The 23,190-nt window shown below is 54.0% G+C and carries 16 protein-coding genes, 1 other RNA gene and 1 pseudogene; 6 read left to right on the forward strand and 12 right to left on the reverse strand.

The features are described from left to right. Positions 1–16 precede the first annotated feature (16 nt). The 10 genes and pseudogenes from RHH53_RS02115 to RHH53_RS13150 all read right to left on the reverse strand — a co-directional run. On the reverse strand, positions 17–1,885 hold the full coding sequence (locus RHH53_RS02115) for a DNA-directed RNA polymerase subunit gamma (protein ID WP_206200855.1): 1,869 nt from the start codon (positions 1,883–1,885) through the stop codon (positions 17–19). 77 nt (positions 1,886–1,962) lie between these two features. Continuing rightward, complete coding sequence (gene rpoB, locus RHH53_RS02120) at positions 1,963–5,289, reverse strand: DNA-directed RNA polymerase subunit beta (RefSeq protein WP_302677177.1); 3,327 nt, start codon at positions 5,287–5,289, stop codon at positions 1,963–1,965. 235 nt (positions 5,290–5,524) lie between these two features. Further along, the gene (locus RHH53_RS02125) at positions 5,525–6,169 is read right to left on the reverse strand and encodes a Uma2 family endonuclease (RefSeq protein ID WP_310744024.1); all 645 of its coding nucleotides are present in this window, start codon (positions 6,167–6,169) and stop codon (positions 5,525–5,527) included. 41 nt (positions 6,170–6,210) lie between these two features. Next, positions 6,211–6,906 carry a DevA family ABC transporter ATP-binding protein gene (locus tag RHH53_RS02130; RefSeq protein ID WP_206200858.1) on the reverse strand — a complete coding sequence of 232 codons (696 nt, stop codon included), beginning with the start codon at positions 6,904–6,906 and terminating at the stop codon, positions 6,211–6,213. 9 nt (positions 6,907–6,915) lie between these two features. Beyond that, entirely contained in the window at positions 6,916–8,070 is a 1,155-nt protein-coding gene (gene devC, locus RHH53_RS02135) for an ABC transporter permease DevC (protein ID WP_206200859.1), read from the reverse strand. Positions 8,071–8,079: 9 nt separating this feature from the next. Beyond that, entirely contained in the window at positions 8,080–9,243 is a 1,164-nt protein-coding gene (locus RHH53_RS02140; protein ID WP_310744025.1) for an ABC exporter membrane fusion protein, read from the reverse strand. 84 nt (positions 9,244–9,327) lie between these two features. Next, a complete protein-coding gene (locus tag RHH53_RS02145; RefSeq protein WP_310744026.1) occupies positions 9,328–9,927 on the reverse strand; it encodes a pseudouridine synthase in 600 nt (199 codons plus the stop codon). Positions 9,928–9,937: 10 nt separating this feature from the next. Then, a non-coding RNA gene (gene ssrS / locus RHH53_RS02150) (6S RNA) lies at positions 9,938–10,124 on the reverse strand. Between the two features lie 37 nt (positions 10,125–10,161). Then, a complete protein-coding gene (locus RHH53_RS13145; protein ID WP_315863525.1) occupies positions 10,162–12,240 on the reverse strand; it encodes an LAGLIDADG family homing endonuclease in 2,079 nt (692 codons plus the stop codon). Positions 12,241–12,261: 21 nt separating this feature from the next. Next, positions 12,262–14,652 (reverse strand): annotated as a pseudogene (locus RHH53_RS13150) (ATP-binding protein); the annotation flags it as partial. Between the two features lie 126 nt (positions 14,653–14,778). Between RHH53_RS13150 and miaA the strand changes: the two are divergent. Beyond that, positions 14,779–15,681 (forward strand): tRNA (adenosine(37)-N6)-dimethylallyltransferase MiaA, encoded by a 903-nt coding sequence (gene miaA, locus RHH53_RS02160; RefSeq protein ID WP_310744028.1) that lies wholly within the window; start codon positions 14,779–14,781, stop codon positions 15,679–15,681. On the opposite strand, the gene RHH53_RS02165 is transcribed toward miaA, so the two are convergent. Together RHH53_RS02165 and RHH53_RS02170 are read right to left on the reverse strand one after the other, a co-directional pair. Beyond that, positions 15,660–16,403, reverse strand: coding sequence for a type 1 glutamine amidotransferase (locus RHH53_RS02165; protein WP_206200864.1), 744 nt, complete (start codon positions 16,401–16,403; stop codon positions 15,660–15,662). The two genes, miaA and RHH53_RS02165, sit on opposite strands and share 22 nt — an antisense overlap. Before the next feature lie 6 nt (positions 16,404–16,409). Beyond that, a complete protein-coding gene (locus RHH53_RS02170; protein ID WP_310744029.1) occupies positions 16,410–18,005 on the reverse strand; it encodes a DUF6930 domain-containing protein in 1,596 nt (531 codons plus the stop codon). A gap of 42 nt (positions 18,006–18,047) precedes the next feature. Between RHH53_RS02170 and RHH53_RS02175 the strand changes: the two genes are divergently transcribed. The 5 genes from RHH53_RS02175 (at position 18,048) to RHH53_RS02195 (ending at position 23,161) form a co-directional block, all read left to right on the forward strand. Beyond that, the gene (locus RHH53_RS02175) at positions 18,048–18,479 is read left to right on the forward strand and encodes a resolvase (RefSeq protein ID WP_302678719.1); all 432 of its coding nucleotides are present in this window, start codon (positions 18,048–18,050) and stop codon (positions 18,477–18,479) included. A 38-nt stretch (positions 18,480–18,517) separates the two neighbouring features. Beyond that, a complete protein-coding gene (locus RHH53_RS02180; protein WP_310744030.1) occupies positions 18,518–20,554 on the forward strand; it encodes a ribonuclease R in 2,037 nt (678 codons plus the stop codon). A gap of 5 nt (positions 20,555–20,559) precedes the next feature. After that, positions 20,560–20,943, forward strand: coding sequence for a YkgJ family cysteine cluster protein (locus RHH53_RS02185; protein ID WP_315863516.1), 384 nt, complete (start codon positions 20,560–20,562; stop codon positions 20,941–20,943). 67 nt (positions 20,944–21,010) lie between these two features. Continuing rightward, positions 21,011–21,364: a hypothetical protein gene (locus RHH53_RS02190; protein ID WP_206200869.1), complete on the forward strand. Its 354-nt coding sequence runs from the start codon at positions 21,011–21,013 to the stop codon at positions 21,362–21,364. Between the two features lie 27 nt (positions 21,365–21,391). Then, positions 21,392–23,161 (forward strand): ABC transporter ATP-binding protein, encoded by a 1,770-nt coding sequence (locus tag RHH53_RS02195; RefSeq protein WP_302678723.1) that lies wholly within the window; start codon positions 21,392–21,394, stop codon positions 23,159–23,161. Positions 23,162–23,190 lie beyond the last annotated feature (29 nt).

The raw sequence follows: 23,190 nt of genomic DNA on the forward strand, positions 1-23,190 counted from the left end.
GTTGGGGTCTCCCAAATTAACTGGCTAGGGCTTCTTGAATCGTTTGGTTGTAGATGATGCGACCGGGGGTGGTGCGGATGTATTGGGAAATCAGTTGACCGTTAGCATCCTCCTTGACCCGCCGCAGGGAATACTCCAGTAAACGGGAACCATCTTCATAGGTCGTAATCTGAGGTTCACTGGTATCACCATCGTCCACCTCACCGTCGTAGCGCACCCAGACAAAGGCATGGAGCGGCAAGTGTCCCTGTTCGTAGGCCATGACCACGTCTTGGAAGTTGGCATAGTAGCGATCGCTATAATCTGGCAGCTTCGGATTTTCTGCCGTCAAGTAATAGCAACCCAAAACCATGTCTTGGCTGGGGGTAATAATCGGCTTGCCCGTAGCCGGCGACAGAATATTATTTGAGGCTAGCATCAGCATCCGCGCCTCCGCTTGAGCCTCAATCGAGAGGGGCACGTGCACCGCCATTTGGTCACCGTCAAAGTCCGCGTTGAAGGCAGGACACACCAAGGGGTGCAGTTGAATGGCACGCCCTTCCACCAGAATCGGCTCAAAGGCCTGAATCCCCAAACGGTGGAGGGTCGGCGCCCGGTTGAGCAGCACGGGGTGACCCTCAATCACCTCCTCCAGCACATCCCAAATTTGGGGGTCATTGCGCTGGATCATCCGCTTTGCTGCCTTAATGTTGTTGACAATTTGTTGGCGAATCAAGCGGTGAATCACAAAGGGCTGGAAGAGTTCAATGGCCATTTCCCGAGGCAGGCCGCACTGGTGCATTTGCAGTTTTGGCCCCACCACAATCACCGAACGACCGGAGTAGTCCACCCGTTTCCCCAGCAGGTTTTGGCGGAAGCGACCCTGTTTCCCCTCAATAATGTCGGAGAGGGACTTCAGGGGACGGTTATTGGCGCCCACTACCGTACGACCGCGACGACCATTATCAATCAGGGCATCCACCGCCTCTTGAAGCATGCGCTTCTCATTCCGCACAATAATCTCGGGGGCGAGAATCTCTTGCAGGCGGGCAAGGCGGTTGTTGCGGTTAATGACGCGGCGGTACAGGTCATTAAGGTCAGAGGTAGCAAAACGCCCGCCATCTAGCTGCACCATTGGCCGCAGATCCGGTGGAATCACGGGAATGACCGTCAAAACCATCCACTCTGGCTTTGCTCCAGTGGCAATGAAGTTGTCAATGACCCGCAGCCGTTTGATGAGCTTGGCGCGTTTTTGCCCCTTGGAGTTGAGGATTTCCTGCCGCAGTTGGTCGGCCTCCGCTTGCAGATCTAAATTCTGAAGCAGGCGTTGAATGGCTTCAGCCCCAATACCCACCTCAATACCCTCTAGCTCCGAGTCTTCGCTGTAGATCTCTTCTTCAATTTCCTGCCACTGATCTTCGCTTAGGAGCTGCTTGTAGCTGAGACCGGGGTGATTGCCCGGATCTAGCACTACATAGGAGTTGAAATAGACAATTTGCTCTACATCCCGCAGGGGCATATCCAGCAGGATCGCCATGTAGCTGGGAATCCCCTTCAGATACCAGACATGGGTCACTGGGGCAGCCAACTTAATGTAGCCCATGCGATGGCGGCGCACCCGCGATTCGGTGACTTCAACGCCACAACGTTCGCAGACAATGCCACGATGGCGCACCCGCTTGTATTTACCGCAGTGGCACTCCCAATCCTTAGCAGGACCAAAAATCCGCTCGCAGAAGAGGCCGTCCATCTCCGGCTTGAGGGTGCGATAGTTAATGGTTTCTGGTTTAGTCACCTCGCCCACCACTTGACCGTTGGGGAGCGTGCGCTGCCCCCATTGGATGATGCGCTCCGGTGACGCGAGAGACACTTTTACATAATCAAAGCGTTGCTCGATTCTGGGCATAAACTCACAAATCCTTTGGCGGTGAATGGATCAAGGGGGCGATCGCCCCCCAAACAAGCTGACTCAGTTCTAAGTGTTTAGAATGTCGTTGCCCCTTCTTTGTCGTCCGTGTCGTCGAGGGCACTGTAGTCAATTGTGGGTCGTGCCGGGGTACGGCGAGGGCTGACATCCACCATCAAATCCACCTCGGGGTCAGGTTTCATTTCGCCATCGTCATCAAAGCTGGGAATACTGGCCTTGCGCACGGAAATATCCAAGCACAGGGATTGCAGCTCCCGCATCAGCACCTTGAAGGACTCTGGCGTGCCCGGTCGTGGAATGGATTGCCCTTTAACAATGGCATTGAGGGCTTCATTGCGTCCTTGCATATCATCGGACTTGACCGTCAGCAACTCTTGGAGAATATAGGCGGCACCATAGGCCTCCAATGCCCACACCTCCATTTCGCCAAAGCGCTGACCCCCTTGCTGGGCTTTACCACCGAGGGGCTGTTGAGTAACCAAAGAGTAAGGCCCTGTGGAGCGGGCGTGGATCTTATCGTCCACCAAGTGCACGAGCTTCAGCATATAGGCCATCCCCACCGTCACTGGCCGGTCAAAGGGTTCACCGGTGCGGCCATCATAGACGACCATTTTGCCCGGATCCTCAGGATTAAAGACCCAATCTTGACCCGTGACTTCTTTGGCCTCTTGTAGCTTGGCATGGACGGTTTCGCGGGATTTTTCCTTGCCGTGCATTTCATCAAAGGGAGTAATTTTGAACCGACGACCAAGACACTCCCCAGCCCAGCCCAGCAAACACTCATAGACTTGCCCCACATTCATCCGTGAAGGCACCCCCAAGGGATTGAGGACAATATCCACGGGGCGACCATCGGGCAGGAAGGGCATATCCTCCACCGGGAGAATGCGGGAAATAATCCCCTTATTGCCGTGGCGGCCGGCCATTTTGTCCCCCACCTGAATTTTGCGCTTCTGGGCCACATAGACCCGCACCACCATATTGGCACCGGGGGGTAGTTCATCTCCCTGCTCACGGGTAAAGACGCGCACATCGACAACGCGACCTTTTTCACCATTGGGCACCCGCAGGGAGTTATCCCGCACATCCCGCGCTTTTTCACCAAAGATGGCACGCAGAAGTTTTTCTTCGGGGGGCTGATCCGATTCCCCTTTGGGGGTGACTTTACCAACGAGAATATCGCCCGCCTCGACAAAGGCACCGATGCGGATAATGCCGTTTTCATCTAACTGTCGCAAGGCATCCTCGGACACGTTGGGCACTTCGCGGGTAATTTCCTCTGGTCCAAGTTTGGTTTGCCGCGCCTCGATCTCGTACTTCTCAATGTGGATGGAGGTATAGACATCCTCTTGAACTAGCCGCTCGCTGATCAGGATGGCGTCTTCGTAGTTGTAGCCTTCCCAAGGCATATAGGCCACAAGGATGTTTTGGCCAAGGGCTAGTTCGCCCCCCTCAGTGGCGGAGCCATCAGCAATCACCTGTCCTGCCTGCACGCGATCGCCGACAAAGACAATCGGTCGTTGATTCAAGCAAGTATCTTGGTTGGAGCGCTGGTACTTTTGCAGCGTGTAGGTCATCTCAGGGCCGTTATCGGTTTTGACGCGAATTTGATTGGCATCCACATAGGTGACCACACCATTGGTCTGGCTGAGAATCACCATCCCAGAGTCCCGTGCTGCCTGAGCCTCTAGACCTGTACCCACTAAGGGACGGTGCGGTCGCAACAGGGGGACTGCCTGCCGCTGCATGTTGGATCCCATGAGGGCACGGTTGGCGTCATCGTGCTCTAGGAAGGGAATCAGCGAGGTGGCCACAGAGATAATCTGTACTGGCGAAACTGCCACGTAGTCCACCTGATCGGGGGTGGTGGTGGTGAAATCTTGACGATAGCGTACCGGCACCACATCCCCAAGGATGTAGCCGTTTTCATCGGTGGGCACATCCCCCGGTGCTACCCGCTTATCATCTTCTTCGTCAGCGGTCATGTAGATAGGCGGCTGATCCCTCAGGACGCGACCATCTTTCACCGGATAGAAAGGCGTCTCAATAAAGCCATATTCATTGACGCGGGCATGGGTGGCCAAGGAACCAATCAACCCAGCGTTGGGACCTTCAGGAGTTTCAATGGGGCAAATGCGACCATAGTGACTCGGGTGAATATCCCGCACCGCAAAGCCCGCCCGCTCACGGGTGAGCCCCCCAGGGCCTAGGGCACTCAAGCGCCGTTTATGGGTGAGTTCCGCGAGGGGGTTGGTTTGATCCATGAATTGGGAAAGCTGGCTAGAGCCAAAGAATTCCTTAATGGCCGCCACCAATGGCTTCGGATTCACCAGCGAAGTGGGCGTCAAAGAATCCGTGTCAGACACCGTCATCCGCTCGCGGATAATCCGCTCTAGGCGATTAAGGCCAACGCGCACTTGGTTTTGCAGCAATTCACCCACAGAACGGACGCGGCGGTTGCCTAGGTGATCAATGTCATCAATCGTGCCCAGATCAAACTCGAGGTTAATTAGATAATCAATGGCCGCAAGAATATCTTCTGGGGTGAGGATGCGTACCGAGTCGGGAATATTCAGCTGCAACTTGCGGTTGAGCTTATAGCGACCCACCCGGCCAAGGTCATAGCGTTTGGGATCAAAGAAGCGCGACTCCAGAAGCTGTTGTCCCCCTGAAACCGTGGGCGGCTCCCCTGGGCGTAGTTTTTTGTACAATTCAATGAGGGCGTCTTCTTCGGAGAATTTGCCTTCTTTTTCAACAGTTTTTTGGTAGTACTCGGGGTGACGCAGCCGCTCTAGAATTTCGCTATCGGTTAACCCCAAGGCCTTGAGGAGAACATGGGCTGAAAGCTTGCGGGTTTTGTCAATGCGCACCCACAGCAAATCATTCTTGTCGGTTTCAAACTTCAGCCAAGCCCCTCGGTTAGGAATCAGGCTGGCATTGTAGGTACGGCGACCATTTTTGTCGGTTTCTGATTTGTAGTAAACACCAGGACTGCGGACAATCTGGTTGACAATGACGCGCTCTGCACCATTGATAATAAACGTGCCGCGATCGGTCATCAGGGGCAGATCGCCGATGAACACATCTTGGTCAATGATATTACCATTTTCTTTGTTAATGAGGCGAGTCGGGACATACATTTGCATTGAGTAGGTGGCATCCCGCCGCTTGGCCTCATCGACGCTATACTTCGGCTCCTTGAGTCGGTAGTCCTTGGCCAAAAAGTGCAACTCAATTTTGCCGGTATAATCAGTAATGGGGGAGAAACTCTCTAGCTCTTCAATGAGTCCTTCTTCCAGAAACCATCGGAAGCTGGCCCGCTGAATCTCGACAAGGTCTGGCAAGGTAAAAGCGGGTGGCGTGTAAATCTGATTACTAGCCATGTATATCCTCTAGAGGGTATCGCTAAAACGCGGATCTTGCATCTTAAATGAAGAGGCGTTGCCCTGTCAAGCACACCAAAAGCTCCGCTTACGGCAAACACTGCCGCCGGAGACCTCTGGCAAGATGAAGCTGTTGGAAACGAGAAGAGTTGACAAGTGCCACTGCCGCGCTTGCAAGCCGCTACCTATGACCATAGCACAGAGTTCTTACAGTTAAGCGACAGTTCACTAATAGTTATGGGGTTTGCTGCAACTTCAATCCTGTGTGCAGGGTTTCCAAAACAAGCGTTAAATGACCGTCTCTTAGGGCTGGCCAGTGTAGCCACAATCCAGAGAAGTGCCCACTGCGAAAAATGCCGTGGTCATCGGGCGCTTGACGGCGGTAGCTTGTTCCTTCCCTGAGATACCAGTGAAAATCCTGCTCCGGTACCACCCAGACCAAGTATTCCTGAACCCCACAGCGACAATAAACCTCTAGTTTGTCGTGGAGATCGTAGGCGGCACTGCTACTGGCAATTTCGACAATGAGTTCAGGCGCCCCTTCAAGATAATCATCCTCGCTGATACGGGAGGTGCCATTGACAAGGCGCAGCAGGGCATCGGGTTGCACCACTGTTTGGGCATCTAAGCGGACGGTGGCATTATCGAGCACCATGACGTTGGCTGTTGCCACTTCAAAGGCCATCAACCAGCCCATGACGAGACTGTGGGGACGGCTGTGGGAATTCACCCGCACAGGGGAGGCCACGTACACGACTCCGTTAATGAGTTCAGCTTTTTTAATATGGGGACATTGGGCATATAGGCGCTCAAAGGCCTCGCGACTGAGGCGATCGCCACTCTCCAACATTGGCACTGTCCCCTGCGGAGCTGCAAACATGATCGGCGGATTTGCCCTGCACTGCTTGCCTCTATTCTAGGCTAGGCGGAAAGGCCAATTGTGGTTTCTGAGAGGCGGCCATCTTCCATGTGAATAATGCGATCGGCGACATCAAGAATACGGTTATCGTGGGTCACAATTAAAATGGTGCAGCCCTGTTCGCGGGCAAGGGTACGCATAATTTCCACCACATCGCGCCCGGATTTTTTATCGAGGGCAGCCGTCGGTTCATCGGCAAGGACAATTTTGGGATGTCCCACGAGAGCGCGGGCGATCGCCACCCGTTGCTTTTGCCCCCCCGAAAGTTCATGGGGATAGTAGTCAAGGCGCTCTCCAAGACCAACGGCACAGAGCATGGCTTCCACCCGCTCTCGAACTTCCTGTGGACTGAGGTGGGGTTGCAAATCCAGCGCCATTTGCACATTTTGGCGAGCCGTCAAGGCATGGAGCAGATTGTGCCCTTGGAAGATGTAGCCCGTTTGCCGCCGAATTTGAATCTGCTGCTCTTTTGTGGCGTTGCGTAGCTCCTGACCCAGAACCCGCAGACTGCCCTCTTGTGCCGATCGCAAGGCACCGATCAGGGTTAACAGTGTGGTTTTCCCTGACCCCGAAGGCCCCGTCATGATCACAATTTCACCCGCCTCAATGCGAGCGCAGAGATCAAAGAGAATTTGCTTGCGCAGTTGCCCCTGACCAAAGTAGTGATTGAGGCCTTGAATGTGGATCACTGGCTCCATAACACTCTCCTAGAAAATATCGGCAGGATCAGCTGCTTGGATCCGCCGCATGGCGATCGCTCCCGAAAGGGTACACATTAAGACCGTGAGGGTAAAGACCAAACTGGCGCGCTCTACGGTCATCCACACTGGCAGTGACGTGGCTCTGGCAATCAGGATGTAGAGTAAAAATGACACGATAAAGCCTGGAACATAGCCGATACAGGAGAGAATCAAAGACTCCTGCATGACCACGCCATAGAAGAAGATATCGCGGTAGCCCATGGCCTTGAGGGTGGCATACTCCGCCAAGTGATCCGTGACATCGGTGTAGAGAATTTGATAGACAATCACCGAGCCAACGATAAATCCCATCAGGGCACCAAGGGAGAAAATAAAGCCAATGGAGGTACTCTTTTCCCAATAACTGCGCTCAAACTCAGCAAACTCCTCACGGGTCATCACCAGTACATCATTGCCGAGGGAAGCATTCATCCGCCGTGCCAATGCTTTCGTATTCACCCCCGGCTGCACCCGTACTAAACCCACATCGATTAGCCCCGGATGACGTTCGGGGAAAAGGCGCAAAAAGTTCAAATCACTCGTGAGCAAATTACCATCGGCACCAAAGTTGGCTCCCATGCGAAACAAGCCTGCCACGGTGATTTTGCGGCCAGAGACTTCGGTCGTGACCTCTTCCCCCTGGCGGTATAGCTCAGGAATCGGGCCAAACTCAGCGCGGGATTGGGCATCAAAAAGAACATGGTCCGCTAGCTTAATCGCATCTTGCCAGTGGGGGGTATCGGATACGGCAATGGATACCGCCAGCGGATCGACGCCAATCACCATCAGTTGGCGAGTACTTTTGTTAATGGGATTGCGCCAGAGACCAAAACTCAGGTAGAGGGGAGAAACCGACTCGACCCCTTCAAAGCCCGCTGCTTGGTAGAGTCGCCGCCGCGGGAAGCTGCGCATGGCAATCAGCGCCGTCGATTGGGGACTAATGAGGACAATATCGGTGTTTAAGCTCTCGTGGAAGCGCACTGCCGCCTTAAAGAGGGCATCGCGAAAGCCAAACTGCATCAGCATCAGCACCACTGCAAAGGCAATGCCCGCGATCGCCACCAAGAGCCGAATGCGCTCTCGAATCAGTTGTAGCCAAGCTAAGGGAATTGCAAAAATCATCCTTGAACCTCAGCGCGGATCAATGGCAATTTCCACTTGCATATTGGTTAGACCCGCCACCGGCTCACTGTTGTCAAGGCGAATTTTCACTTCCACAACCCGCGCATCGGTTTTTGCGGCTGGATCCGTATCAGTCACGTCATTCTTGGCCACCACCAAACCCACTTGCGCCACGCGGCCGGTAATGGGGGCCTTCAAGGCACGACTGCGAATTTCCGCGGGCTGACCCACCCGCACACGGGGAACATCGGTTTCATAGACTTCAGCAACGGCATACATTTGATCGGTGTTGCCCAGTTCGAGAATCCCGCGTTCGTTGATGGTTTCGCCGGCTCTGGTGTGAATCCGCAGCACCCGACCATTGCGGGGGGCGCGAATAATGGTGCGCTCAAGGCGGGCTTCCGCCAGTTGCAGATTCCGTTCCGCTGAGAGGAGCTGCACTTGGGTTTGTACCCGTCCCAGATTGGCTTGGGCGGCTTCGATCTGAGCAGTGGCGGTGGCAAGTTCCGTACGCCGTTCCTCCTGTAGGCGAACAAGGTTGGCTTGGGCGTTGCGTAATTCTTCCTGTAAGCTCCGGACGCGGACCGTGCGATCGTCGAGATCCTGTTGCGACACTGCCCCATCGGCAAAGAGTTGGGCAAAGCGCTGATATTCGCGGTTGGCGGTCTCGAGTTCCGCTTGAATGCGTTGAATCGTGGCCTGCTGGGCTTGAATGGCGGCAATGGCCGGTTCATTGGCGCGATCGCGACGGCGCTCGGCTTCGGCAATTTGAGCAAGAGCTAAGCGGGTTTCGGCCTCATAGCGTAGGCGGGCTTCCTGCAACTGACTGGCGGCCAAATCGCGTTCGGCTTTGCGCTCTGGATAGGTATCTAAATAGGCAAGGGGTTGACCGGCCACCACGCGATCGCCCTCGCGCACTAACAACTGCCCTAGCCGTTCGGTCATTGAGGGAGCACTGACAGCGACAACTTCCCCTTCGGGTTCCAATCGACCCAAGGCGGTAATGCGATCGCTCATGGGATCGGCAAGGGCTGCCTGAATTGCCTGTTCTTCATTGACCCGTTGACGTTGCTGCCAATAGTTCAAACTGAATGCCAAGCTTCCTAATCCGATGGCGATCGCCCCCCCGATCAGCCATGGACGACCAACTTTGCTGAGCAACGGCTGTCCCATGGGACGACCTCTTGAATGCAGTGCAGTCAAAAATAACAAGTGTTACCTCATCTTAATATAGACGCCCTCGGTTATTAAGGAATGCTAAGCAAGTCGGGCCGGTCGCCGACCACAGGCTTGCCAAAGGGCTTGCCGTTCTTGGGGCAGAACCTCGCGCCATTCTCCGGGGGCAAGGTCACCCAATTGCAGGTTGGCGATCGCCACCCGTACCAAGCGCAGCGTAGGTAACCCTACCGCAGCCGTCATGCGGCGGACTTGGCGATTGCGACCTTCCCGCAACGTCAGACTCAGCCAATGGGTGGGAATAGAACGACGATAACGAATGGGTGGCTCCCTAGGGGGTAAGGAGGGTTCCTGTTTCAGTACCTGGACAACCGCAGGTCGCGTGCGATAGCCTTGGATGACAACGCCTTCGGCTAACTCAGTCAGGGCTGCTGGGTTGGGTTCCCCTTCTACCTGTACCCAATAGGTGCGCGGGTGCCCGTAGCGCGGATCCGTCAAGCGGTGTTGCAACCAGCCATCATTGGTGAGGAGAACCAACCCCTCGCTGTCGTAGTCGAGGCGGCCAGCGGGATAAACATCGGGAATGGGAACGTAATCCTTGAGGGTCGATCGCCCCTCTTGATCCTGAAACTGACAAAGCACCCGATAGGGCTTGTACAGGAGAATGTAGCGATGGTTCATGGTTAGGAAAAGTCTAACCGCGACGCCGTTTTACCTCAGTTTATGACCTAGTAAAGCCTAGGGGGGAATGCTAACCGTAGACTTAGAAGTTTCTGGCTCAATGGCCAGTCTACTGCCGCCCACAGTGTTGATTCCCAAATGTTTTGCAATTGTAGATCACAAAACAATATTGGCAGTCACCAACGTCGCAGCCAAACTAGAGCTAGTATAGCACATCTACTCTGGGGGCTGGCTTTAGATATCGAGGTTTTCTAGGGCCAACTGGGGGCCATAGGTCTCGATAAATTCGCGACGAGGTGCCACGCGATCGCCCATGAGGATGGTGAAAATGCGATCGGCCTCAGCAGCATCTTCAATTTCCACCCGTTTGAGAATGCGCGTCTCTGGGTTCATCGTCGTTTCCCACAACTGCTCCGGCATCATTTCCCCGAGACCCTTAAAGCGCTGGATCGTGTAGTTGGCATTTTCCGGGAAGGCGGCAATCTGCTGCTGCAGCTCGCGATCGCTATAGCAATAGAAGTGCTGTCGCCCCCGTTCAACCTTATACAGGGGTGGGCAGGCAATATAGACAAAGCCTTGGTTAATCAATTCCTGCTGATAGCGATAGAAAAAGGTCAGCAACAAGGTGCGAATGTGGGAACCATCCACATCAGCGTCTGTATTGTGGGCACACAACCCACCGACACCACAAATAAAGTTTTCATCCCCCTCCACTGAGAAGTCATAGACATACTCACCCACGGGTGGAATTTCCGCAACTTGCGTCACCTCTAGTGCCATTAAGTCTTCACTAATAGGGGTAAAAGCCAGTGGCTTGTGGTGGGGCAAAGCCAGATAGGGCTTCAGGGATTCACTGTGGGGATGACGCTGCCAAATGGGCAGCGCCGCTTCCAGTTGGGGCTTGCCGCTCAGGGTGAGGCAATGCACTTCATGGCGGGTTGGTACCCGTGAATTGGCAACGGCTTCTGGTTTTAGCGTTGTCCAGCTTGCTACCCAGCCCAACTGACCAAACAGGTAGAGGAGGCCATCTTTGAGGGTAGGAGAAGTGGTGGTCATAGAGATGTGGCTGCGGGCGATCGCCCCATCGCCGAGGAAATACCCCTCCAAAAAGGCCAACTGTAGCTCTAGTGGCACCCGCCACACCAAGGAGGGCAGGCACTTCTCGTGGGCTTTGCCCCCCACCCCCAAGGCTTTGAGTAAACAGGCTGCCAAGACACTGTGGAAGTAGAGTTTTTGTCCTTGACTTTCAGGGTCAGCATCGCAGTGAGGAGACTCGCCAAAGAGGGTTTCAATGGTACGGCAGAGTTCAGGGATAAAGGGCTGGTCTTTTCGCCCCAAGCTGAGGCTAACTTGATGTTGACTCAGGCTTCCTTCGGCTACATACCAGCCTAAAAACCACAGTAACTCCCGATTGACCTCTAAATATCGGCCAAAAGCTTTGTCATGGTGGGCATGGGGTACAAGTTGCACCTCCCCAGTGAGGCACTCTAGTTCCGCAAGGGTAAAGCTATCGAGGGGCTGATAACCGCTGATTTGGCGGTAGGGGGCATTTTTGCTGTCGTCACTTTGATGCTGTATCCTTTCAAGCCGCGACAGTAACGTTTGGTATTGGAGTGGGTAATGCCACTGAATGGCCTCGAGGTAATTGAGGAAGTGTTTTAGGGTCGGCCTGGTTTGACCCCGTTCCCATTGGGAAATGATGATGGCCTGTTTGACCCCGACTTGGGCAGCAACGGCCTCTTGACTTAGCCCTTGGACTTGACGCACTTGCCGCAGGGGTTCCCACAGCTGGGGATCATAGGCAACACGCGGTTCTTGCCCCTCCGAGGAGCACTCGACCCGTGCTAGGAGTTGTTGGCCACACAGGGCTTTGACACCTTCCCCCTTGAGATACAGCCCCTCCGTGAGACCCACTTGGTAAAACAAGTGCAGCAGATCAATGCGCTCAACAATTGGGGGACGCGGTAAGCGGCGACTGGCAACAAGGCGATCGCCCACTCGAATCTCATTTCCTTTTTTCAACTTGATCTGACCGTCTTCATAAACATAGACACTGTGGGAGGCCGTCACCTTAATGGAGCGATGGTAGCGGGTTTGAATTGCATACATTGGCTCTTCATGGGAATGGCGAATCACTGCCTTCAGGGGTTGAAAGCGAGTCTGACCCGTCTTGGGATCAAAAGACATCACCTGATAGTGCTCAGCAATCCGTTGCCCCTCAATGCACTGATCAATAAACTCGCCAATTTTGACCAATTCCACATGGCCGTAGGCATTCATAACAAGGGTGGGTTCATCCCCGGCCACACTCATAATAATGATGCGGTGATAGCGCAACTTGGCAGGATCAAACTCCTCACCCTTCACGCCCAGACCAAGGGCAGTAATTAAGGACTGCACCTCATTATTCTTGTAGATTTTGGCATCATCCGTTTTTTCAATGTTGAGAATCTTGCCCCGCAGCGGCAAAATCGCTTGGAAGCGGCGATCGCGCCCTTGTTTGGCACTGTTGTGAACAAAAACGCCACTGGCCAGCGCAAAGTTATGGGTTCCCGGCACTTCTAAATCGTAAACATCAATCTTTTCACCCATAACCTCAATTGAGACAATGCGATGGTTATAGTTTTTGATTGCTTCTAAGGCACGATTTGAATCGCCATCAAAGTACCGATTACAGAAAGTTTCAAAGTGTAGGAGCGACTTATCACGTGTTTGGCAACGATATTCGCGATAAGACTCTAAATCAATATTACCTTGTTCTAACTCAATTTTCTTTAGGGCTTTAATTGTCTTGTCAAAGTAGGTCTTTGATAGTGCTTCTTTCCGCTTCTGACGGCACTTCTCCTTAACTTCAGGACGATGTAAGGTTTTATCAATGTGCTGGCGATGAAGTTCAAGATGTGCATCAGCAGACAGACGAATCAGATTCGTGGGATTATTGTTTCGCTTGTTGAAGTCAACATGATGACAATGCTCACCACTTTCTAAGGCGTATTTTTCTTGCCAGCGGTTATACCAATCTGCAAGCATGTGGGTAAACAGCCAAGAATTTGATCGAGGATCCCAAACCCTTTCGTAGCCATCGATCGTAATTCCCGAATCAGCGCTGCTAGATGCTTTTCGATAAAGTGGCATTAGGGAATCATCGGGAGTTAACGCCTGTGCCTCTTTATACTCACCATTGCGGAGCATGAAACGGTGATCGGGGGTGCAGATAATCACCTCGCCGTTGTCAAGGGTGAGCTTAATGACTTCAGCATTTGTTTTGGTTTTGCGGACGTTGACCAGTCGCTCAATACCAATCGTGCCATCGTGGCGAACTGTGTAGCCAAAATGCTCCTCGCCTGCCGCTTGTTCTGCCATTAACTCCACAAAACTGAGGCAACGGCCATCGGCGAGAGCCACCTTTGTATCACCAGCAAAGCAGCCACCCGCAGAATCACCTTCGACAATGAAAATTTCCGAGACAGCGGGATCCCGTGAACTGCAATCCGCCAATTTCCCCGGCAGCGTCGAAGACTCCAGCACCGACTTGCGCCGTACCATTTCCCGTGCCCGCCGCGCCGCTTCAGCCGCATTAAAGGCTTGGATGGCTTTTTCCAAGATCGTGTCGGTGACGGTCGGATGAAAGTCAAGGTATTCCGTTAGGGCTTCGCCCACAATGGCATCCACAATGCCGCGTACTTCGGTATTGCCCAGCTTGGTTTTTGTCTGCCCTTCAAATTCAGGGTTGGGCACCTTTACTGAAATAATGGCGGTGAGGCCTTCGCGAATGTTTTCCCCCGCCAAATTGGCGTCCCCCTCCTTGAGTTTATTGCGCTTGCGGCCAAGGGCATTGAGGGTCCGCGTTAGGACTGCCTTTAGCCCCTCCATGTGGGTACCGCCATCAATGGTGCGGATATTATTGGCAAAGCCTAGCAGGTTTTCACTGTAGGCATCGGCACACCACTGTAGGGCCGCTTCCACCTGCACATCGTTTTTTTCCCCCTGAATGTAGATGATCTCTGGGTGAAGGGGTTCCTTTTCCTGCACCATGTAGCGGACATATTCACGGATACCGCCTTCATAGCAGTAGGTTTCACTCAAGGGGGGCGTAACGCGCAAATCCTTGAAATCAATACGAATGCCGGCATTGAGATAGGCCAGTTCCCGCAGCCGTGTCATCAGCACCTTGGCGTCAAATTCAATCGTTTCTGTGAAAATCTGGCGATCAGGAAAGAAGGTCACTGAGGTACCCCGCCGTTCCTCACTATCGGGGGTCTTTTCGAGGGGAGTAATGGGAACCCCCCGTTCATAGCGCTGATGATGGACAAAACCATTGCGCCACACCGTCACTTCTAACCATTCCGAGAGGGCGTTGACCACAGAGACACCCACACCGTGCAACCCCCCTGAGACTTTGTAGCCACCATCGCCAAACTTGCCCCCGGCGTGGAGCACCGTCATCACCGTCTCAACCCCAGAGACGCCGGTATCGGGGTGAATATCCGTTGGAATCCCGCGCCCATTGTCGGTGACCGTGACGGAGCCATCAGCATTGATCTGAACTAGAATGGTGGAACAGTATCCCGCTAAGGCTTCATCAACGGAGTTGTCCACGACTTCATAAACCAAGTGGTGGAGTCCCTTGGGGCCAGTGCTGCCGATGTACATCCCCGGTCGGGTTCGTACGGGTTCAAGGCCTTTGAGTACCCGCAACTGGGCAGAGGAATACTCGGCGGTCATGGCAACTCCCTAACTGCTATAGAATCGAGGCAAATGCGTCTTCACTTGCCTAAATGTCAAATCTGACCTAAATTTTAGCACATAAGGGTTATAGGCGATTCTAGGAAATTTTCAGGCTGTATTTGAGTGGGGGATGCAGGGCTAATTGTTATTGGGGGGGCAACGGCCACCGGCAAAACGGCACTGGCGATCGCCCTCGCGCAGCAATTGAATAGCGTGATTTTGAGTGCCGACTCCCGCCAAGTCTATCGCGGCTTTGATATTGGCACCGCCAAGCCCACCCCCGCCCAGCAACAGCAGGTGCCTCACCACCTCATTGATATATGTGACCCCCGCGATACTTTGACCCTAGCGATTTACCAAGCCAAAGCCCAAGCCCTCATTGCCCACTACCACGCCCAAGGAATCACACCCCTCTTGGTGGGGGGGACAGGATTGTACATCCGCAGTATTACCCAAGGGCTAACAATGCCCCAAGTCCCACCGCAACCACATCTACGGGCACAGTTGATGGCGCTGGGTCAGCAGGAATGCTATCAATGGCTTCAGCAGGTGGATCCTGTGGCGGCGCAACGCATCCATGCCCACGATCACGTGCGTACCCTGCGGGCTTTGGAAGTCTATTACGTAACGGGGGTACCCCTCAGCCAGCAGCAGCGGCGCGAACCGCCTCCCTACCCGATTTGGTACTTTGCCCTGCCAGGGGGCGATCGCCAACAGCAGCGGGCACGGATTGAAGAACGCACCCAGCAAATGCTGGCCATGGGATGGCTCGATGAAATTCGGCAACTGCAAGCGCAGTACGGTGATGAACTGCCCCTATTAGATACACTGGGCTATCGCGAGATGCGCCAATATCTGCGGGGAGAAGTCACACTTGCGGAAGCTATTGCCCTCACCGTGCAGCACACCCAACAATTTGCCAAACGGCAGCGGACATGGTTTCGGGCAGAACCCGGCATCCATTGGCTGCAAGCCACCACCCTAGAGGAGCAACTAGCAGAGATTCAAGCACAACTGGGAATATAGCCCAGCACCACCTCAACAAAGCGGCGGATCAACTGATTGGCGTAGGGGGTAGGACGGGCTGTTTGCTTGAGTTTTTCCAGTTCGGCAGTGCCCAATTGATAGCGATCGCAATAACGGCTAATGCGGGCAATCAGGTCGCGATCGTCCACCTCGGGATGAAACTGAAAGCCATAAAAGGGCTTGCCCTCCAAACGAAAGGCATGGTAGGGACACAACTCACTGTAGGCCAGTAAGGTCGCTCCCGCTGGCAGGGTCAAGGCGCGCTCCTGATGTCCGGAAATGGCCAAAAAGGGATTGGGAAAGCCAGCAAACAATGGATCCGCAACCCCTGCTGGGGTGAGATACAAAGGGTAGGTGCCCATTTCCATGGCCTCGCGATCCACAATCACTTGCCCTCCCAAGGCCTGCACTGCCAATTGAAAGCCAAAGCAGGAGGCCAACACGGGGATCTCCTGCTCAATACAGGCCAAAATTAAGTCCATTGCCGGCGGTACAAAGCGATAGATCTCTGGCTTGAGCACTGTGGCATCACTGGAGCCACCGATAAAAAGGGCATCAAAGCCTTGAATACAGTCGGGGGTAAAGTCAGCACACTCAAAGCCATTGAGCACTGTAAATTGCTCGGCGGCCAAACCGCTCAAGCGGATAAATTCTGCCAATTCCTCCTGCTGCGTAGTGCGATCGCCCCGTGCCTGAAGCAGTAGAATCCGTAGGGACTTCACCGTTCTCTAGCGTTTAGAAATCTCAATGGGCTGAGGGGTCGGTGGACGTTGGGTGTCCACGAAACTAAAAACCAGAGACGTTTCAAAAAGTCCCACGATTTGCTTGAGGGTTGGCTGCATCCGCGTTTTGCCCGTCATGCCATAGGCCACAGCAAGGCCACAGGCGCCCTCAAGGTCATTGACCTCCTTGATCCAATCGAGGAGCAGCGAACCACTTTCGGGGTCAAAGGTATCCAAAAGCCAAAGATGGTTGGCATTGGTTTGGGCAAGGAGCATGACTATTTGCTCGGAACCTGAGAGGGGAAAGACCGTTAGATGGTGAATGCCGCCCTCCTCAGCAATTTTGGCGGCGAGCGTCTCCGCTGCGGCTTTTTTGGTTTGAATCGTCAACACGGGATAGCCCTCAAACGCCTCGGGAATCTCCCCCCGTTGATGGTAAGAGACGGCTGCTTGTAATTCCTGTAGCTCTTTCGGCGGAAACAACTTAAAGAGGATATAGGCTTCCCCCGGAATTGCTTCCGTATCAATGGGAATCTGGTGCTGTGATTCGCTCTCCTCAGGGTCACCATTGATTTCTGCCATCATCTCTGGCACTGTTGCCACGTGCACCTGATAACTAAGGGCAGAATGGCGGGGTGAAGGAATCTTGAACCTCAGGTCTAGTTCAGGGCACTCCTCCTTCTCAAACTGTTTCTTGGTCTTTTTCCAGAATTTGATCAGAGCCTCGATTGCCACATAGACCATTTCCGCTTCTTCAGGGGCGTAAAAGGGTCGCATTCCCTCCAAAGGATGGATGACACCCGGTTCAATGGTGTAAAGATGCCCCTTGAGGACAAAAGAGAGATCATTGCCTAAATCCTCTTCGTCAACCTCGGAAAAATTCAAGAAGAGACAATCGTTGCGCAGAACCGTTTCCTCTAAGCGCTCATCATCGTCTTCGTCAATGTAGGGATATTCTTGATCAATCTGCTGCCAAAAGTTGCGTAGTGCCTCCTCCCCGCGGTAGAGCATTAGACCAAAGTCACGGTTGGCCCCTTGGGGGTTCACCAGTACCGCAAAGAGGGTGGAAGAGTCCCAAGCGTCGCAGTGGAGTTTAAGGGGGGTAAGACTGTCTAGGCGCCGCCAGATGTCCAGTTGAGCAAATTCCCTAATTTTCTGTTTGTACAGAGAAACATATTCAGGGGGGAGCACCTCGATATCTTCATCATCACTGGTGACTTCCGCCGCAATGAATTCAAAAAATTCAGCCAGCAGGGGAATGTGGGCTTGATACTCCACCTGAATATCGAGAGGAGCCACCACACCGCGCAGAAAAAATTGCAACTCGCGGTCATCAACGATGATGGTGTGGGGACGGCAGGGCTGAGCTTGGGGATGGCGGGGATATTCGATCGCCTGCACCAACAGCCGCATCAGTTGCTCTGGGGTGGGTGGAAACTGACCCACCTCCATGCTGCGTACCCCCTGATCCTTGGGATCGAGCCAAGCCGCACAAAAGACCTCGTCGTTCTCGCTGTCCAGCCTGCGGCCGCCACCGACCCAAATGGCGGCAACTTGCGGTACATTCAACAGACGACGGATGGTCGCAGCGGGTAGGCTCACAGGGCGATCGCTCCCAATTCGATAACCTTTCCACTCTAGCAAATGACGCAAATGGGTCGCACTAAGTATTTATTGGGGTTTGATCCAGGGCGGGACAAGTGTGGGTTAGCCCTTGCCCTTGGTCAAGAAGTGGTGCGCTATGAAGTGGTGGCCAGCGATCGCGCGATCGCCCGTGTCCAAGAGTGGCATCAAGCCTACCCATTTGAACAGGTGATTATGGGCAATCAAACCACCTCCCGCCAGTGGCAGCAGCAATTGCAAGCGGCTTTGGCTGTAGAAATTATTCCAGTGGATGAGCGCAATAGTACCCTAGATGCCCGCGATCGCTATTGGCAACTCTTTCCGCCCCAGGGTTGGCAGCGGCTGATTCCCAAGGGGTTGCGCCTGCCCCCCCGACCCATTGATGATATTGTCGCCATTGTGCTGTTAGAACGCTACTGTGGTTATCCCCTGCTGCTCAGTCAGAGGCAATAAACTTTATAATTGTCAGGTTATGGTACAGCACGGCAGCCGTGGAGAAAGGCACCCTCATTGAATTTCGGGTCAATAACCAGCGTCGCTTGGCGGTGATCGATCGCCCCGAAGGTAAAAAGCATTGGATTGCCATTGATCAGCATTTACAAGCCCACACCATTCATCCGCGCCAACTGACCTTTACGGTGCCCGAGGAGCGGTTTCGTCCCCAAGAGATTCCCACATTTTGGCAGCAGGTGCAGCCGCTCTTGGATGCCGACAGTCTAGAAGTGGCTTGGGAAATTATCCGCGAGGAAAACCGCCCCATTACGCCAGCGGATCTAGCGGAGCTGCTGTTTTCGGAGCGATCGGCGGTGGCCTGCTATGCGGCCTACTATCTCCTTAGCGAGGATCGTTTCTACTTCAAGCTCAAGGGGGAAACCTACGAGCCTCGACCGGCTGCCCAAGTGGCAGAACTCAAACATCAAAGCGAGCGGGAAGCCCAACGCTTAGCGGAGGAAGTTAGCTTCCGTGAACATTTGACCCAAGCCCTGAAGGGGGAAACTGTGGCGTGGTCTGCCAGCGATCGCAAACGCCTTGAGCAGTTAGAACGTTATGCTATAGCCATTGAACCCAGTGGCCAACACCAAGCAGCCATTGACCTCCTCAGTGAATTGCAGCGTCCCACCCAACCCTTGGGCGCTTTCCAACTGTTGGTGGATCTCGGCCTCTGGTCAGAGCACGAAAATCTGTTCCTGCGCCGGAGTCAAATTGACGTTGAATTCTCTGCCAAGGTACTTGCTGTGGCCCATGAACGCCTCACCTCACCCCCTACAGATATTGACGCTCCCCTGCGCCGCGATCTCACCCATCTCAAGGTCTATACCATCGACGACGAAAGCACCCAAGAAATTGACGATGGCCTCAGCCTCGAAGTCGTGGGCGATCGCCAAAAGCTGTGGATTCACATTGCCGATCCCACCCGCTGGGTGATGGTGGATGATGTCTTGGATCAGGAGGCTCGCCGCCGCGCCACAACGGTCTATCTACCGACGGGGATGATTCCCATGTTTCCCACGGAGTTGGCCACAGGACCGATGAGTTTGGTCGCGGGACAAACCTGTTGTGCGCTGAGTTTTGGCATTCTTTTAGCCGACAACGGCGAAGTGCTGGAGTACGAAATTTGCCCCAGTTGGATTCGCCCCACCTATCGCCTGAGCTATGACGATGTGGACATGATTTTGGAGCAGGGGGTGACTGGGGAAGCGGATCTGCTGGCGATCGCCCAATGGGGACAGCGGCGTAGTGAGTGGCGACAACAACGGGGAGCGATTCGCATTAATATCCCTGAACCCAACATTAAAGTGGCTGGTGAAGAGGTGGAAATCTCGCCCCTCCATGACTCCCCCGCCCGCCAACTGGTGGCAGAAATGATGATTCTTGCCGGTGAAGTAGCCGCCCATTTTGGCGCCCGTGAAGGCATCCCTCTGCCCTTTCGCAGTCAATCACCGCCAGAACTGCCCTCAGAGGAGGAATTGTTGCAACTGCCCGCTGGAATGGTGCGGGACTGTGCCATTCGTCGTTGTATGCCCCGCAGTGAAATGAGCACCCAACCCAATCCCCATGCCAGCCTAGGTCTTGATGCCTACTGCCAAGTGACCTCCCCGATTCGTCGCTACACGGATCTGCTGGCACACCGTCAGATTAAAGCCCACCTGCGGGGAGAAAGGCCGCCCCTGACACCAGAACAACTCAATGAAATTTTATTGGGACTGATGTCTTCGGTTCAGGAGTCCGCTTTGGTGGAGCGGCAGACCAATCGTTATTGGTGCCTAGAGTACTTGCGGCGGCATCGCGAAGAGGTGTGGCGGGGCATTGTGCTGCGTTGGTTGCGTCCGGAGGAGGGACTGGGGCTAGTGCTGCTGGAGGATTTGGGGGTAGAACTGGCCATGCGCTTTCAACGGCAGGCAAAGTTGGGAGAATCGGTACTGGTGCGGGTGAGTCGGGTTGATCCCCGCAGTGATCAAATTTGGCTGGAGGAAGTGCCCCCAGATGCACTGACCTCAACAGAAACGGTCGCTTTATCTTCAACATGATCCCGATGAGAAAATGGCAATGCATGCAGGGGTGTGGCGCCTGTTGTTACCTTGAGTTGCGCGATCGCTCAGAAGTGCCCACCATTCTCAATGCAGAGGAATTTGCCCTCTACCAATCCCTCATTGGTGCCGATGGCTGGTGTATTCACTTTGACCCCCTCAGCCGCTGCTGCCGCATCTACGAGAATCGCCCCCGCTTTTGCCGCGTCACGCCAGAAGTCTTTGAGGATTTGTATGGGATTACGCCTGAGGAGCTAGACGAGTTTGCCATTCAGTGCTGCTGCGAACACATTCACGATCGCTACGGTGAGCGGAGTTTTGAACTGCTGCGCTATGAATATCTGGTGGGTCAGGGCGTAGATCCCCCGCAGGGGGAGGAGGCTCCCTAGGGCTGTCCTTTGTGAACGGACACCTATAATGACAGCAAATGACAACAGTTGTGTGCAGCCAGAGCCTATGGATGACTATCGGATGCGGGTGAACTTGGTCGAAGGCTCGGTGAGTTTTCGCTTCTCTCGGACAGCCGCAGAGGCCCTACGGCAAGAGATTCAGACTTTAATGGAACGCATGCGGGCGATCGCCCATGCCAAAGCCAGCGGTACTCCCCTGTCTCCCCAAGCGGCCATGGAATATCAGCACGTGGGCGAGGTCTTCCTCGAAGTGTTTTGTAATCCCAATATCTGGCCCAATCCCTATGCCGCCAAGGTTCTATTGACCGTGCGAGATGATCGCATGCGCCTGACGACAGAGGCAGAGCTAAATCGTCTCGTGGAAGACCTCAACCAGTTTCTCGAAAGCGCTCCCCCCTAGGGGGACAACATCTGTTAGGTTGAGGATATGGTTACTCTTCCTAAGGCTGGCCGCTCTGGCCGTTTTCGTCGCCTCTTGGCCTATTTGCGTCCTCACCAAACAAAAATTTGGGGGGGGATTGTTGCGCTTTTTATCGTCAACCTTTTGGGCACCTATTTGCCGCTGCTGATTGGTACTGCGGTTGATGAATTGCAGGCTAAGTTTGACTTGCAGCGGGTGGTGTTCTATGCCCTGCTGCTGATTGGCCTAGCCTCCCTGATGTGGCTGATTCGCATGGCCTCGCGCCTGTGGATCTTTGGGGCTGGGCGATTGGTGGAATTTGACCTCAAGCAACGGCTCTTTGAACATCTGCTGCGTTTAGAACCCAGTTACTTTGCGGAGAATACCCCCGGGGATCTCATTAGCCGTGCCACCAGTGATGTGGATAATATTCGCCGTCTGGTGGGTTTTGCCCTTTTGAGTGCGGCGAACACCGTGTTTGCCTACGGTATGACCCTGCCCGTGATGCTGGCAATTCATCCGGGGTTGAGCTTGGGGGCGATCGCCGTTTATCCAGCGGTTCTTTTTATTGTCCAAACCTTTAGCGATCGCCTGCGGGCAGAGCAGCTCGATGTGCAACAAAGCCTCGCGGAACTCAGCGATCTCATTCAAGAGGACATGAGTGGCATTGCCCTGATTAAAATCTATAGCCAAGAAGCCAATGAACAACGCCAATTTGACCAGTTAAATCAAGACTTACTCCGCAATAACTTGGTCTTGGCTAAAACTCGCAACATTCTCTTTCCCCTCTTGGGGGGGATGGTCAGCTTTAGTTTGCTGATTTTGCTGTGGTTTGGCAGCCGCATGATTGCAGCCAACACAATTCAGGTGGGGGATTTTATTGCCCTACTGCTGTACATTGAGCGGCTGATTTTCCCGACGGCACTCTTGGGCTTTACGATTACCACCTACCAACGGGGGGAAGTGAGCATTGACCGGATTGAAGCCATCTTGAGCGTGGAACCCCGCATTACCGATGCCCCAGATGCCATTGCTTTACCCCGCGATCGCGTTCAGGGACACCTGCGTTGTCAGAATCTAACTTTTACATATCCCAATCGCCGCACCCCTGCCCTCAATCAACTTAGTTTTGAAATTCAAGCAGGGGAAATGGTGGCGATCGTTGGCCCCATTGGCTGCGGCAAATCCACACTGGCCAGTGCCCTGCCTCGACTCTTGGAGATTGCCCCGAATCAGATTTTTCTGGATGGCATCGACATTACGCAGCTGCGCCTTGCTGATCTGCGGGGGGCGATCGCCTACGTGCCCCAAGAAAGCTTTCTCTTTAGCACCACAATCAAAAACAACATTCGCTACGGCGAACCCGATGCCACGGAGCTAAAGGTGATTGCCGCCGCCAGCCAAGCCCAAATTCACAATGAGATCCTCAACTTTCCTAAGCAGTACGACACCCTTGTGGGCGAGCGGGGCATTACCCTCTCTGGGGGACAGCGTCAACGAACCGCCTTAGCCCGTGCCCTACTGGTGGATGCGCCGATTTTAGTCCTCGATGATGCCTTGGCCAGTGTTGATAACCAAACGGCTAGCCAAATTTTGCAAGTGCTGCGGGAACAACGGCGCACACGCACGGTGCTCTTTATTTCCCATCAATTGTCGGCAGCGGCAACCTGCGATCGCATTCTGGTCATGGATCAAGGGCGCATTGTTCAACAGGGTACCCATGATGAACTGGTGGCAGCAGGGGGGTTATATCAATCCCTTTGGCAGCAGTATCAGTTAGAAAGCTCCCTTGGATAACTGGATCGCCTGCTGGAGAATGCCAATTT

Source organism: Thermosynechococcus sp. PKX82 (assembly GCF_031583255.1).
Taxonomy (GTDB): domain Bacteria; phylum Cyanobacteriota; class Cyanobacteriia; order Thermosynechococcales; family Thermosynechococcaceae; genus Thermosynechococcus.